At 72.9% G+C, this 15,172-nt stretch carries 4 protein-coding genes and 1 pseudogene; 1 reads left to right on the top strand and 4 read right to left on the bottom strand.

All coding sequences use genetic code 11. The features are described 5' to 3' along the window. Positions 1-49 precede the first annotated feature (49 nt). Positions 50-1,558 carry an AMP-binding protein gene (locus tag OG974_RS30835; protein ID WP_327286180.1) on the bottom strand — a complete coding sequence of 503 codons (1,509 nt, stop codon included), beginning with the start codon at positions 1,556-1,558 and terminating at the stop codon, positions 50-52. A 135-nt stretch (positions 1,559-1,693) separates the two neighbouring features. Between OG974_RS30835 and OG974_RS30830 the strand changes: the two genes are divergently transcribed. Further along, entirely contained in the window at positions 1,694-1,948 is a 255-nt protein-coding gene (locus OG974_RS30830) for an acyl carrier protein (RefSeq protein ID WP_327286545.1), read from the top strand. 45 nt (positions 1,949-1,993) lie between these two features. Here the strand turns inward: OG974_RS30830 and OG974_RS30825 are convergent, their stop codons facing one another. From OG974_RS30825 to OG974_RS30815, 3 genes and pseudogenes are all read right to left on the bottom strand, one after another. Then, a complete protein-coding gene (locus OG974_RS30825) occupies positions 1,994-2,947 on the bottom strand; it encodes an ACP S-malonyltransferase (RefSeq protein ID WP_327286179.1) in 954 nt (317 codons plus the stop codon). Continuing rightward, positions 2,934-3,866, bottom strand: coding sequence for a proline iminopeptidase-family hydrolase (locus OG974_RS30820; RefSeq protein WP_327286178.1), 933 nt, complete (start codon positions 3,864-3,866; stop codon positions 2,934-2,936). The genes OG974_RS30825 and OG974_RS30820 overlap by 14 nt, the downstream gene beginning before the upstream one ends. Before the next feature lie 7 nt (positions 3,867-3,873). Further along, positions 3,874-15,162: pseudogene (locus OG974_RS30815) on the bottom strand (SDR family NAD(P)-dependent oxidoreductase); the annotation flags it as partial. Between the last annotated feature and the right edge of the window lie 10 nt (positions 15,163-15,172).

Raw genomic sequence — 15,172 nt, 5'->3', positions numbered from 1 at the left:
CCGTGTGCTCCGGGCCGGGGCCCGGCGGGGCGCACGGGCGGCGGCCGCGTCAGGCGGCGCGGCGGGCGCGTGGGGCGAGCAGGTCCGCGGCCCGGGCGGCCAGGACGGGACGGTCCACCTTGCGGTTGGAGTTGAGGGGGAACTCGGGGACGTGCTCGAAGCGGCGGGGCAGCATGCCGTGCGGCAGGACCTCGCGCAGGCTCCGGGCGAGTTCGGCCGCCGGCCGGACCTCGCCGGTGTAGAAGACGACGAGCTCGGTGCTGCCGTCGACGGGCCGTGCGACGGTCACCACGTCCTCGACGCCCGCGCAGGCGCGCAGCGCGTGGTCGACCTCGGCGAGCTCGACCCGCCAGCCCTGGACCTGGACCTGGGAGTCCAGGCGGCCGAGGTAGATCAGGTCGCCACCGGGCAGCCGGCGGACCCGGTCGCCGGTGCGGTACCAGAGGCGGCCGTCGCGTTCGACGAAGCGGCCCCCGTCGTCCTGCGGGTCGAGGTAGCCGGTGGCCATCTGCGGTCCGGTGATCAGCAGTTCGCCCTCGACGGCGGTCTCGGCGCCGTCTTCGTCGAGCAGGACGTGGTCGTGGCCGGCGTGGACGGCACCGATCGGGACGAGCCCGTTGACGGCCTGGCCGGGCGAGGTCTGCGGGTCCCAGCGGTACGCGGTGATGGTGACGGTCAGCTCGGTCGGCCCGTAGATGTTCTCCAGCGTGGAGGCGGGCGCGGCGGCCTGCCAGTCGGCGGCGTCCTGGGCGCGCAGTGCCTCGCCGGCGAAGAAGCTCCAGCGCAGCGTCGCCAGCGCGCCGGGGTTCAGGCCGCCCATGCGGCGGATGAGGCCGATGGCGCTGGGGGTGGAGAACCAGACGGTGATCCCGCGCCGTTCGAGGTGGGCGGGCATGTCGAGGTAGGCGCTCGGCGGTACGACGTCGACGACGCCGCCCGCGCCCCAGGCGCAGAACAGGTCGAACATGCCGCAGTCGAAGTTCAGGTCGAAGGTCTGGGTGAAGACGTCGTCGGGGGTGAAGCCGTAGCGGGCGTCGAGGAGCTCGAAGTAGTGGTGCGTGCTGCCGTGGCTGATCGGCACGCCCTTGGGGCGGCCGGTGGAGCCGGAGGTGAACAACATGTACGCGGTGTCGGTGGCCTCGACCGGGCGCGGCGCGTCGAGTGCGCGGGCCGGGTCGGGCTCGACGAGCAGTATGCCGGGGGCGTCGAGGCCCTCGCCGAGGGCGGCGCGGCCCTGGTCGTCGACGATCAGGGCGGCCGCGCCGGAGAGTTCGAGCATGCGCCGGGTGCGGACGGCGGGGAAGTCGGGGTGCAGCGGGACGACGGTGGCGCCCGCGTAGAGCCCGCCGAGGATGCCTGCGTACGCGGTCACGGTCTTGCCGGCGAGGACGCCGACGACCTTGGCGGATCCGAGGGAGCCGGCCCAGGTGAGGGCCTGCTCGTGCAGCTCCCGATAGGTGTGGGTCTCGGAGCCGATCCGCAGGGCGGGGCGATCGGGGGACAGGGCCAGCCCGCGGCGGAAGCGCTCGTACAAGGCGGGGCGCTCGGTGTCAGACATGCATCACTCCGAAGGGGACGTGTTGATTTCTTCGCGGGTTAGGGGTCAGGCCGGGGTTCCCGGGCGGCCGCCGCCGGTCCTAGCGTCACGTGCTTGGGAAACGACGACCAACACAGCGGAAAGACTGGGGTCACCATGGGCTGGGACAAGAATTTCGAGGAACTTCTGCGGGAGTACCTGCCGTTCCTCAGTGCGGACGAACCGCTTGAGGCCGACACCGATCTGCGGGGTGTCGGACTGGACTCCCTCGGCGTGGTCGAGCTGCTGGGGTCCCTGGAGCAGACGTACGACGTCCGGTTCGTGGACGAGGCGCTGTCGCTGGAGACCTTCGCCACCCCCGCGGTGCTGTGGGAGCAGATCGGCACGATGCGCGAGGCCGCGAACCGCTGACCGGCCGCACCACCGGACCTGCCGCCGCGGCCGCGGCCGCCGCCCTCAGGCGGCGGTCGCGGTCCGGCGGCGCGGCCGCATGGCCAGCCGGGGGTTGACGGGTACGACCTTGAAGTTGCGGGTCGCCGCCCCCACTCGGCCGAACAGGGCGTCCTGTCCGGCCACGTAGAGGGTCCCGACGCCCTTGTCGCGCAGCGAGCCCAGCACGCCCGGCCAGTCCACCGGCCGGACACAGCCGTCCAGCAGCAGGTTCCTCACCTCGTCGCCCGTGGTGAGCACCGCCCCGTCCTGGTCGGCGACGACGGGCAGGTGCGGGTCGCGGAACGTGAGCCCCGCCAGGACCTCGTCCTCGACGCGGCGGCGCAGCCCGCCGAACGCCGGGGAGTGCAGCGGCGGCTCCATCACGTACAGCGGCATGCCGCCCGCCGCCCGCAGCCGCTGCTGGAGCCACTCCAGCCGGGACTTGCGCAGGGTGAGCATCGCGAAGTCCTCGTCCACGACACAGGTGACGTCGTGCCACTCGCCCTGCTCGGTCAGCTCGGCCCGCACCTCGTCCAGCACGGCGCGCGGAGTCCGGGCGAAGGACTGGGTGGCGACCTCCTCGGGGTGCTCCTCGGCGAAGTACGCGTCGAGCGTGTGGGCGAAGCGTGCGGTGAAGCGGATGCCGTCGGCGAAGGACAGCGCCCCGCAGTGCACGGCGGCGGCCTTCTCGCCGAAGCTCAGGCCGGTGCAGAACGCCGGCTGCTCCTCGAACTCGTGCTCCACCCACTGGGCGAGGGCGAGGCAGTTCACGAGGAACGCCACCTGGGCGTGCTCCGAGTAGTCGCCCTCGGCCTGCTTGAACCGCTCGAAGAGCGAGTACCCGAGCACCTCGTCCGCCTCCGCGAACAGGGTCCGGGCGAACGGGTTGACCAGCATGAACTTGGCGACCTCGGCGAACGGGACGGGGCCCATGCCGGGGAACACCAGGGCGCTGCCCGTGCGGTCAGTTGCCTCCATGGCCCACCGTCTCCTTCTCCTTCGCGCCCGCCAGCGAGCCCAGGAACTCCTTCATCACCTGCTGGAACAGCTCCGGCTCCTCCAGGTGCGGGAGGTGGCTGGACTCCTCGAAGATCTCCCACCGGACGTCGGGGATCAGGTCCTGGAACGGCTGGACCGTCGCCGGGGTCGCCTCGTCGTGGCGCCCGGAGATGAGCAGGGTCGGCACGGCCACCTGCGGGCAGTGGTCGATGACCGACCAGTCCTTGAGGGTGCCGTTGACATGGAACTCGCTGGGGCCGTTCATGGCGTAGTACACCGTCGGGTCGTTGTAGACCTCGTAGAACGAGGCCAGGTAGTCCCGCGGCCACGGCTTGAGGCGGCACACGTGCTTCTCGTAGAAGGGGCGCATCGCGTTGTGGTACTCGTCGCTGTCGGTGGTGCCCGCGGCCTCGTGGCGCAGCAGCGTCTCGTTGACGCCGGGCGGCAGGTCGGCGCGCAGCCGCTCCGCCTCCTGGAGCCACAGCGGGTAGGAGGCGGGGGCGTTGGCGATGACGAGGCCGCGCAGGCCGGCGGGGCGGGCGGCCGCGAACTTGGTGACGAGCAGCCCGCCCCAGGACTGCCCGAACAGGACGTAGTTGTCGGCGATGCCGAGCTGCTTCACCAGGTTGTCGAGCTCGTCGGCGAACAGCTCCGGGGTCCAGAAGTCGGCCCCCTTGTCGGGCAGGTGGGTGGAGCCGCCGTTGCCCAGCTGGTCGTACAGGACGACCGGGCCGGTGTGCTCCGCGAGCTGCGTCAGGTTCTTGAGGTAGTCGTGGGTGCTGCCGGGGCCGCCGTGGACGACGACCAGCGCGGGCTGCTCCGACTGGAGGTCACCGGTGACCTGGTACCAGGTCTCGTACGGGCCGAAGGGCACGGTGCCTTTGGGTTTGAGTGCCACCGTCGTCTCACATCGCTTTCTGGGTCTGGTCGGCGGTCTGTGCTGCGTCGGGAGCGGTGGTGGTGTCGGGCACGTCGGAGGCGAGCCAGTCCTCCAGCACCCGGGCGGTGTCGTCCGCGCGCTCCTCGACGATGGTGAAGTGGTTCGCGGCGACGGGGCGCAGCGTGTGGGCGGGCTCCCAGGGCTCGGCCTTGCCCTGGGTGAGCTCGGGCGAGGGGTCGTCGCCGTCCGGCACGAACGACTGGGTGCACTGGACGAACAGGACGGGCGCCGCGACGCTGTCCAGGGGCAGATTCGGTACGAGTTCCACCCAGCGGCCCATGGCCGAGAGCCGGGTGGTGTCGAACTCCCCGAACGCCGCTTCCTTGTCGAACATGCCGAGTGCCAGGCCGTCCATCGGGACGCCCTCGCTCTCGCCGTCGTGGACGTTGTAGGTGTCGAGCAGGACCACGCCGTGCGGACGGATGCCGTACGCGCGCTCCAGGTGCCCGGCGGTGGCGTAGGCGAGGGTGCCGCCCGAGGAGTAGCCGATCAGGACGAACGGCTCGCCGCCGGCGGCCTCCAGGACGGTGCGCGCCAGGCCCTCGACGGCCGCCTGCGGCGTGGCCGGCAGGCTCTCGCTCGTGTCGAAGCCGAGGATGGGCAGGGCGGACACCTTCCGCTTGCCCTGGAGGTGGGAGACGAGGCGTGCGTGCTGGTACGCCCCGCCGGTCGCCATCGGCGTGTTGACGAAGATCAGGTGCGGGCCGTCCGCACCGTCGGCGAGCCGCGCCGCGGCCGGTACGTGCTCCAGCTCGGCCGCGGACTCGAAGGACGGCCGGACGGCCGCCGCCGCGCGCAGCAGGTCGAAGCCCTTGTCGGCGTGGCCGGAGACCACGGCCCCGTAGAACAGGTCGCGCAGGGTCTCCCCCGCGCCCCGGGCCGGCCGGGCGGCGGGAGCGGAGTCCGGTGACGGGGTGCCGGAGGCGGTGGCCGCGGTGGCCGTCGTACCGGGCCCCTGCTCGGCGTACTCGGCCAGCAGCACCTTGGCGAGCTGCGCCGGGCTGTGGCTGTCGAACACCACCATCGGGGACAGCCGCAGGCCGGTGTCCTGCATGAGGGCGTTGCGCAGCTCCATCGCGCTGAGCGAGTCGAATCCGGTCTCCAGGAAGCCCCGCTCGACGTCGATGGCGGTGGGGCTGCTGTGGCCCAGGAGGTGCGCGGCGCGCTTCTGGACGAGCTCGCGCAGCGCGGCCTCCTGCTCGTCCTCCGGTGCCTGGCCGATCCGGAGCCAGATGAGCTCCGTCACGGCGCTCTTGGCTCCGGCGGTGCGGCGCTGCACACCGGCGGTGGCGGGCCTCAGGAGCGCGGGGAGCCGGTCGGCACGCGCCTGGAGGGCGGTGCGGTTGACGTGGAGCGGGACGGTGGCGGGCCGTCCCGAGGCGCAGGCGGCGTCGAAGAGGGCGAGGGCCTCCTCGGCCCGGAGCGGCGGCAGGCCCTGGCGCTCCATGCGCTTCACGTCGGTCTCCGAGACGTACTGACCGAGGCCGGTGTGGGCCCAGAGGCCGTAGGCCAGCGACTGGGCGGCGAGGCCCAGCGCGTGGCGGTGGGTGGCCAGGGCGTCGAGGAAGGTGTTGGCCGCCGCGTAGTTCGCCTGCCCGGCCGCCATGGTGAGACCGCCGGCGGAGGAGATGAGCGCGAACAGCGGCAGGTCCAGGTGCTGGGTCTGCTCGTGCAGGTGCCAGGCGGCGTCGGCCTTGGGCGCCAGGACCCGGTCGAGGCGCTCGGCGTCCATGGTGGCGATCAGGCCGTTGTCACCGGTGCCGGCGGCGTGCACGAGACCCGTCAGCGGGTGCTCGGCCGGGATCGAGGCGAGGAGCGCGGTGATGTTGGCCGGATCGGCCACGTCGCACGCCGTGATCGTGACCTCGGCGCCCAGTTCCGTGAGCTCCGCGGCGAGTTCGGCGGCGCCCTCCGCGTCCGGACCACGGCGACTGGTCAGAACCAGGTGCCGGGCACCGTGCCCGGTCACCAAGTGCCGCGCCAGGTGCGCACCGATACCACCGGTACCACCGGTGATCAGGACCGTGCCCGCCGGGTCGAGGGCGACGGCGGCCTCGGCGGTCGAGGTGACCGGGGCGAGGCGCGGGATGCGGACGCCGTCGGCGCGGACCGCGCTCTCCGGTTCGCCGGAGGCGATGACGGCGGCGAGATCATCGGAGTCCGCGGTGAGGTCGGTGAGCTGGATGCGGCCCGGGTTCTCGGCCTGCGCCGCACGCACCAGACCCCACACGGGAGCCTGCGACAGATCGATGCGCTCCGCGGCATCCACGACGACCGCGCCACGGGTCGCGACCACGAGGGTGGTCTCGGCGAAGCGCTCCTCGGCCAGCCACTCCTGTACGACCGCCAGCGTCCGCGCGGCCGCGGAACGCACCGCCTCCGGCAGTGCACCCTCGACGACCGGTACGTGGAAGACGACCGCACCCGACAACTCGCCCTCGGGCAACGCACCCCACAAGTGCTGCTCCGCGACGACCTCGGCCGGGGCCGGGGCCGGCAGTGGACGCCAGGCGATCTCGAACAGCGACTCCGGCCGGCCCCCGCCCAACTGCTCCTGCGACACCGGGCGGAACGTCAGGCTCTTGACCGACAGCACCGGAGCACCGGTCGCATCGGCCGCGTCCAGGGACATGGTGTTCTCGGAGGTCCAGGAGATCCGTACGCGCAGCGCCGTGGCGCCGACCGCGTACAGGGTGACGTCCTCCCAGAAGAACGGCAGCAGTGGCTGTGCGCCCTCACCGGACTCGTCGCCGGAACCGGTGCTGCCGATGCCCAGTGCGTGCATCGTGGCGTCCAGGAGCGCCGGGTGGACGCCGAAGTCCTCGGCGTCGCCGTGCGCCTGCTCGGCCAGTTCGATCTCGGCGAAGATGTCGTCGCCGGACGTCCACGCGGCCGTGAGGCCCTGGAACACCGGGCCGTAGTGGTAGCCGCGTCCTTGGAGCAGCTCGTAGGTGTCGCTCACGTCCACCGCGGTGGCGCCGGTGGGCGGCCACACGGTGAGGTCCGTGCCCGCCGCGACCGGGCGGGTACCGAGCAGGCCGTCCGCGTGCAGCAGCCAGGGCGTGTCGGCCGGGGCGTCCTCGTGGCGCGAGTGGACCCGTACGGTCCGGCGGCCGGTGTCCTCGGGCGCGCCGACGGACACCTGGAGGGCGACGCCGCCGTGCCGGGGCAGTACGAGGGGTGCCTGGAGGGTGAGTTCCTCCAGGACGGGGGCGCCGACCTGGTCGCCGGCCTGGAGCGCCAGCTCGACGAAACCGGTTCCCGGCAGCAGCACGCTGCCGAGCACGTCGTGGTCACCGATCCAGCCGTGCGTGGCGGCCGCGATCCGGCCGGTCAGTACGGCTTCGTCGGACCCGGCCAGGGTGAGGGCCGCGCTGAGCAGCGGGTGGCCGACCGAGGTCTGGCCGTGGTGGGCGACGTCGGTGGCCGGGGTGGCCTCCAGCCAGTACCGCTCGTGCTGGAAGGCGTACGTCGGCAGGTCGACGCGGCGGGCGCCCGTTCCGGCGTAGAAGGCGGTCCAGTCGATGCGCGCGCCCGTGGTGTGCAGGTGGGCCAGGGCGGTCAGGAGGCTCCGGGTCTCGGGGCGGTTCCTGCGCAGGACGGGTTCGACGAGCACGCTCCGCCCGTCCAGGGAGACCTGGGTGAGGGCGGTCAGGATGGCGTCGGGGCCGAGCTCCAGGAACCGGGTGACGCCCTTGGCGGCGAGGTGTTGGACGGTGTCGGAGAAGCGGACGGCTTCGCGCAGGTGGCGGGTCCAGTACTCCGGGGTCCCCCAGTCCTCGCTGAGTTCGCCGTGGACGCCGGAGACCACCGGGATCTGCGCGGGTACGTAGGTCACGGATTCGGCGACGGCCCGGAACTCGGCGAGGACCGGGTCCATGAGCGGCGAGTGGAAGGCGTGCGAGACGCGTAGCCGGGTCGTCTTGCGGCCCTGCTCCGTGAACGCGGCCCGGATCGCCTCGACGGCCTCCTCGGTACCGGAGACCACGATGGAGCGCGGGCTGTTGATCGCGGCGATGCCGACGGAGTCGGTGAGGTGCGGGAGGAGCTCCTCCTCGGTCGCCTCGATCGCCGCCATCGCGCCGCCCGCCGGCAGCGCCTGCATCAGACGACCGCGCGCCGTGACCAGACGGGCCGCATCCTCCAGCGACAGGACCCCGGCCACGTGCGCAGCCGTGATCTCACCGATGGAGTGACCCGCCAGGAAGTCCGGACGCACACCCCACGACTCCACCAGCCGGAACAGGGCCGTCTCGATCGCGAACAGCGCGGGCTGCGTGAACGCGGTGTTGTTCAGCAGGGCCTCATCCTCACCCCACATCACCTCGTAGAGGGGGGTGTCCAGGTGCGCGTCCAACGCCCCGACCACGGCGTCGAGGGCGGCGGCGAACACCGGGAACGCGGCATGCAGTTCACGACCCATGCCCAAACGCTGCGCACCCTGGCCCGTGAACAGGAAGGCCGACTTGCCCTCCCGCACCTGACCCTGCACCACACCCGGGGCCGTGGCCCCCTCGGCGAGGGCCGTCAGACCGGCGAGGAGCTCCTCGCGGGTCTCACCCACGACGACGGCCCGGTGCTCGTGCGCGGTGCGCGAGGTCGCCGTCGAGAAGGCGAGGTCGGTCAGCGAGACGTCCTCGTGGTCACCGGCGTGCGTGTGCAGGCGGGCCGCCTGGTCGGCCAGGGCCTCGGGGGAACGCGCTGAGAGCACCACCGGTACGGCGGGCAGCTCGCGGGGTTCGCCCTCGGGAGCCTCGGCCGCCGGGGCCTTGGGGGCCTCTTCCAGGATGACGTGTGCATTCGTACCGCTGAGGCCGAAGGACGAGATGCCCGCGCGGCGCAGGCGGTCACCCGCCGGCCACTCGACGGCCTCGGTGAGCAGCTTGACGTTGCCCTCGGACCAGTCGACGTGCGGGGTGGGCTCGTCGACGTGCAGGGTCTTCGGCATCAGGCCGTGGCGCAGGGCCTGCACCATCTTGATGACGGCGGCGACACCGGCCGCGGCCTGCGTGTGGGCGATGTTCGACTTGAGGGAGCCGAGCCACAGCGGCTTGTCGTCGTCGCGGTCCTGGCCGTAGGTGGCGAGGACGGCCTGCGCCTCGATCGGGTCGCCGAGCTTGGTGCCCGTACCGTGCGCCTCGACCACGTCGACGTCCGCCGTGGTCAGGCCGGCCTTCTCCAGGGCGCTCTGGATCACGCGCTGCTGGGAGGGGCCGTTGGGCGCGGTCATGCCGTTGGACGCGCCGTCCTGGTTGACGGCGGAACTCCGGATCACCGCGAGCACGGGGTGGCCGTTGCGGCGGGCGTCGGAGAGCCGTTCGATGACGAGGACGCCGACGCCTTCCGACCAGGCGGCGCCGTCGGCGGCGCCCGCGAAGGACTTGCAGCGGCCGTCCGCGGCGAGGCCGCGCTGGCGGCTGAACTCGACGAACATGTCGGGGCTCGCCATCACCGCGACACCACCCACGAGCGCCATCGAGCACTCGCCGGAGCGCAGCGACTGGGTTGCCAGGTGTAGCGACACGAGGGAGGACGAGCAGGCCGTGTCCACGGTCATGGAGGGGCCTTCGAGGCCCAGGGTGTACGAGACGCGGCCCGAGATCAGGCTGCCGCCGGTGGTGGCCGCGGCCTCGGTGCCCTGCCCGTAGTCGTGGTACATGACGCCCGCGAAGACGCCGGTCCGGCTGCCCTTGAGGGTGTGCGGGTTGATGCCGGCCCGCTCGATGGCCTCCCAGGAGACCTCCAGGAGCTGCCGCTGCTGGGGGTCCATGATCAGCGCCTCGTTCGGGCTGATGCCGAAGAAGTGCGGGTCGAAGTCGCCCGCCCGGTAGAGGAAGCCGCCTTCATTGGAGTACGTCTTCCCCGGCACGCCGGGCTCCGGGTCGTAGACGTTCTCGACGTCCCAGCCGCGGTCGTTCGGGAAGCCGGAGACGGCGTCGCGGCCCTCCACGACGAGCTGCCACAAGTCCTCGGGGGACGTGACGCCGCCGGGCAGGCGGCAGCTCATCGCGACGATCGCGATCTGGTCGTCGTCGTCCGCCTGCGAACGGGCGACGCCGCGGGCCGGGCGGGTGGCGGCGCTCTGCGCCGATCCGGCGATGGACTCGCCGATGTACTGCGCAACGGCGCGTGCGTTCGGGTAGTCGAAGACCAGGGTGGCGGGGAGCCGGAGCCCGGTGGCGGCCTTCAGCTGGTTGCGCAGCTCGACGGCGCTGAGGGAGTCGAAGCCGAGCTCCTGGAACGCCCGGTCGGGTTCGATGGCGTCGGCCGACTCGTGGCCCAGTACGGCGGCGACGTGGGCCCGCGCCAGGTCGAGGAGGGCGCTGTCGCGTTCCTCCTCGGTCTTCCCGGCGAGGCGCGCCGCGAGCTCGTGGGCGGGGCCGGTTCCCGTACCGCTCGCGCTCGCGCGGACGTTGCGGCGCTGCGGGGCGGGGGTGGCGGAGCGCAGGAGCGCGGGCAGCTCGTCGGTACGGGCGGCCAGGGCGGTGCGGTTGACGTGGAGCGGGACGGTGGCGGGCCGTCCGGAGGCGTACGCGGCGTCGAAGAGGGCGAGGGCCTCCTCGGGCTGGAGCGGCGGCAGGCCTTGGCGCTCCATGCGCTTCACGTCGGTGTCGGTGATGTACTGGCCCATGCCCGTGCTCGCCCAGAGGCCGTAGGCCAGCGACTGGGCGGCGAGGCCCAGGGCGTGACGGTGGGTGGCGAGGGCGTCGAGGAAGGTGTTGGCGGCCGCGTAGTTGGCCTGTCCCGCGGCGAGGGTGAGTCCGCCGGCGGAGGAGATGAGCGCGAACAGCGGCAGGTCCAGGTGCTGGGTCTGCTCGTGCAGGTGCCAGGCGGCGTCGGCCTTGGGCGCCAGGACCCGGTCGAGGCGCTCGGCGTCCATGGTGGCGATCAGGCCGTTGTCACCGGTGCCGGCGGCGTGGACGAGACCCGTCAGCGGGTGCTCGGCCGGGATCGAGGCGAGGAGCGCGGTGATGTTGGCCGGATCGGCCACGTCGCACGCCGTGATCGTGACCTCGGCGCCCAGCTCGGAGAGCTCCGCGGCCAGTTCGGCGGCGCCCTCCGCGTCCGGACCACGGCGACTGGTCAGGACCAGGTGCCGGGCACCGTGCCCGGTCACCAAGTGCCGCGCCAGGTGCGCACCGATACCACCGGTACCACCGGTGATCAGGACCGTGCCCGCCGGGTCGAGGGTGATCGGGCCCTGCGCCGACTCCGGCGTCGTCACGGCCGTCAGGCGCGGGATGCGGATGCCGTCCGGGCGGACCGCGCTCTCCGGTTGACCCGAGGCGATGACGGCGGCGAGGTCGTCCGTGGCCGCGGTGAGGTCGGTGAGCTGGATGCGGCCCGGGTTCTCGGCCTGCGCCGCACGCACCAGACCCCACACGGGAGCCTGTGACAGATCGATGCGCTCGGCGGCGTCCACGACGACGGCGTCACGGGTCGCGACGAGCAGCGTGGTGTCCGCGAAGCGCTCCTCGGCCAGCCACTCCTGTACGACCGCCAGCGTCTGCGCGGCCGCGGAACGCACCGCCTCGGGCAGTGCACCCTCGACGACCGGTACGTGGAAGACCACCGCACCCGACAGCTCGCCCTCGGGCAACGCACCCCACAGGTGCTGCTCCGCCACGACCTCGGCCGGAACCGTCGCCGGCAGCGGACGCCAGGCGATCTCGAACAGCGACTCCGGCCGGCCCCCGCCCAACTGCTCCTGCGACACGGGGCGCGACACCAGCGAGCCCACCGTCAGGACCGGCTGCCCCTCGGCGTCGGCCACCGTCACGGTGACGGTGTTGGGGCCGGAGGGGGCGATGCACACGCGCAGTGCCGAGGCCCCGCCCGCGTGCAGGGTGACGTCGTTCCAGGAGAACGGCAGGACCGTGGACTCGTCGGTGCTGGAGCCGTCGTCGATCAGCGCCACGTGCATGGCGGCGTCGAGGAGGGCCGGGTGCAGGCCGTACTGCGCGGCGTCGCCGTGCGCGTGCTCGGGGAGGGCGACCTCCGCGTACAGCGATTCGCCCGACGTCCACGCGGCCTTGAGGCCCTGGAACACGGGCCCGTAGTGGTAGCCGCGCTCCAGCAACAGCTCGTACGCACCGTCCACCGTCGACGGGGTGGCCCCCGGCGGCGGCCACTCGGTCAGACCGGCGCCGACCGGTACGGCCGAGCCGCTGACCAGGGTGCCCTCCGCGTGCCGCGTCCAGACGGGGTCGGTGGCGTTCTCGTCGCGGGAGTGGATGCTCACCGTACGGCGCCCGGATGCGTCCGCGGCGCCGAGCCAGACCTGTACGGCGGCTCCGCCGCGCTCGGGCAGGATCAGCGGGGCGTGCAGGGTGAGTTCCTCGATCGTGTCGCAGCCGGCCTGGTCGCCGGCGCGGACGGCGAGCTCGACGAAGCCGGTGCCCGGGAAGAGGATGCTGCCGAGGACGTCGTGGTCGGCCAGCCAGGGCTGGGTGTCGACCGAGAGCCGTCCGGTCAGGACGACCTCTCCGGAGTCGGCGGCGGCGATCGCGGCGCTGAGCAGCGGGTGGCCGACGGTGTCCAGGCCCGCGGAACCGAGCCCGGCACCGTCGCCGGTCGTGGCCTCCAGCCAGTACCGCTGCTGCTGGAAGGCGTACGTCGGCAGATCGGCCCAGCGGTCCTCGGTGGCGCCGAAGTAGGCGGCCCAGTCGACGGCGACGCCCTGGTTGTGGACGCGGCCGACGGCGGCGAGCAGCTCGCGGGCTTCCGGCCGCTGCCGGCGCAGCGAGGAGATGAAGGCGGTGCCCTCGACATCGCCGACGGTCGCGCTCGCCAGGGCGGTCAGGATCGCGTCCGGCCCGAGCTCGACGTACGTTTCGACACCGCGGCTCTGGAGGTACTGGACGGTGTCGGAGAAGCGGACGGCTTCGCGCAGGTGGCGGGTCCAGTAGTCCGGGGTGCCCCAGTCCTCGCTGAGTTCGCCGTGGACGCCGGAGACCACCGGGATCTGCGCGGGTACGTAGGTCACGGATTCGGCGACGGCCCGGAACTCGGCGAGTGCCGGGTCCATGAGCGGCGAGTGGAAGGCGTGCGAGACGCGTAGCCGGGTCGTCTTGCGGCCCTGCTCCGTGAACGCGGCCCGGATCGCCTCGACGGCCTCCTCGGTACCGGAGACCACGATGGAGCGCGGGCTGTTGATCGCGGCGATGCCGACGGAGTCGGTGAGGTGCGGGAGGAGCTCCTCCTCGGTCGCCTCGATCGCCGCCATCGCGCCGCCCGCCGGCAGCGCCTGCATCAGACGACCGCGCGCCGTGACCAGACGGGCCGCATCCTCCAGCGACAGGACCCCGGCCACGTGCGCAGCCGTGATCTCACCGATGGAGTGACCCGCCAGGAAGGACGGGCGGACGCCCCAGGACTCGACGAGCCGGAACAGGGCCGTCTCGATCGCGAACAGGGCGGGCTGCGTGAACGCGGTGTTGTTCAGCAGGGCCTCGTCCTCACCCCACATCACCTCGTAGAGGGGGGTGTCCAGGTGCGCGTCCAACGCCCCGACCACGGCATCGAGGGCGGCGGCGAACACCGGGAACGCGGCATGCAGTTCACGACCCATGCCCAAACGCTGCGCACCCTGGCCCGTGAACAGGAAGGCCGACTTGCCCTCCCGCACCTGACCCTGCACCACACCCGGGGCCGTGGCCCCCTCGGCGAGGGCCGTCAGACCGGCGAGGAGCTCCTCGCGGGTCTCACCCACGACGACGGCCCGCTCGCCCAGCCGGGCGCGCCGCGTGGCCAGCGCCCGGCCCGTCACGGCGAGGTCCGCCTCGTCCAGGCCCTCAAGGTGCGCGATCAGACGGCCGGCCTGTGCGCGCAGCGCGGGTGCGGTCCGGCCGGTCAGCGCCCACGGCACGAGCCGCGGTACGAACCCGGGGGCCGTGTCCTGCGGGGCGCCCTCTTCGTCGGTCGCGGCGGTCTCGACGGGCGCGGGGGCCTCCTCGACGATCACGTGCGCGTTGGTGCCGCTGAGGCCGAAGGAGGAGACGCCGGCCCGGCGCGGGCGCTCGCCGGCGGGCCAGGCGACGGGCTCGGTGAGGAGTTTGACGTTGCCCGCCGTCCAGTCGACGTGCGGGGTGGGCTCGTCGACGTGGAGGGTCCTGGGCAGGACGCCGTGGTGGATGGCCTGCACCATCTTGATGACGCCGGCGACACCGGCCGCGGCCTGCGTGTGGCCGAGGTTGGACTTCAGGGAGCCGAGCCACAGCGGCTTGTCCGCGTCGCGGTCCTGCCCGTACGTGGCCAGCAGTGCCTGCGCCTCGATCGGGTCGCCGAGGGTGGTGCCCGTGCCGTGCGCCTCGACCGCGTCGACGTCGGCCGTGGTGAGGCCGGCGTTCTCCAGGGCGCTGCGGATCACGCGGCGCTGCGAGGGGCCGTTGGGGGCGGTGAGGCCGTTGGACGCACCGTCCTGGTTGATGGCGCTGCCGCGGATGACGGCCAGGACCTGGTGGCCGTTGCGGCGGGCGTCGGAGAGCCGTTCCAGCAGGAGGACGCCGACGCCCTCGGACCAGCCGGTGCCGTCGGTGGCGGCGGCGAAGGACTTGCAGCGGCCGTCCTTGGCGAGGCCGCGCTGGCGGCTGAACTCGACGAAGACCTCGGGGGTGGACATGACGGCGACGCCGCCGGCCAGGGCGAGGGTGCACTCCCCCGCCCGCAGGGCCTGCGCGGCGAGGTGCATCGCGACGAGGGACGAGGAGCACGCCGTGTCCAGGGTCACGGACGGGCCCTCGAAGCCGAAGGCGTACGAGACGCGGCCCGAGGCGATGGAACCCGTCGCGCTGTTGTACGCGTAGTCGTGGTACATCATCCCGGAGTAGACGCCGGTCTTGCTGCCCTTGAGGGTGTGCGGGTCGATGCCGGCCCGCTCGAAGACCTCCCAGGACGCCTCCAGCAGCAGCCGCTGCTGCGGGTCCATGATCAGCGCCTCGTTCGGGCTGATCGAGAAGAGGGCGGGGTCGAAGCGGTCCGCGTCGTGCAGGAACCCGCCCTTGTTGACGTACGTGGTGTTCGGGCGCTCGCCGTCGGGGTCGTACAGGCCCTCGACGTCCCAGCCCCGGTTGACGGGGAACTCGGAGACGCCGTCGCGGCCCTCGTCGACGAGCTGCCACAGGCTCTCGGGGGAGTCGACTCCGCCCGGGAACCGGCAGCTCATGGCGACGATGGCGATCGGCTCCCGCGCGGCGGCCGACAGGTTGCGGTTCTGCGTCCGCAGCCGGGCGGTCTCCTTCATGGACGCCCGGAGTGCGTCGAGC

Source organism: Streptomyces sp. NBC_00597, assembly GCF_041431095.1.
GTDB lineage: Bacteria > Actinomycetota > Actinomycetes > Streptomycetales > Streptomycetaceae > Streptomyces.
The sequence above is the reverse complement of the archived record's forward strand: the minus strand, read 5'-3'. Positions and strand labels throughout refer to the sequence as shown.

Excerpts from the sequence above, each read along its gene's own strand:
- OG974_RS30830 (WP_327286545.1), top strand. The coding sequence starts at position 1,694 with ATGGGCTGGGACAAGAATTTCGAGGAACTTCTGCGGGAGTACCTGCCG.
- OG974_RS30835 (WP_327286180.1), bottom strand. The coding sequence starts at position 1,558 with ATGTCTGACACCGAGCGCCCCGCCTTGTACGAGCGCTTCCGCCGCGGG.
- OG974_RS30825 (WP_327286179.1), bottom strand. The coding sequence starts at position 2,947 with ATGGAGGCAACTGACCGCACGGGCAGCGCCCTGGTGTTCCCCGGCATG.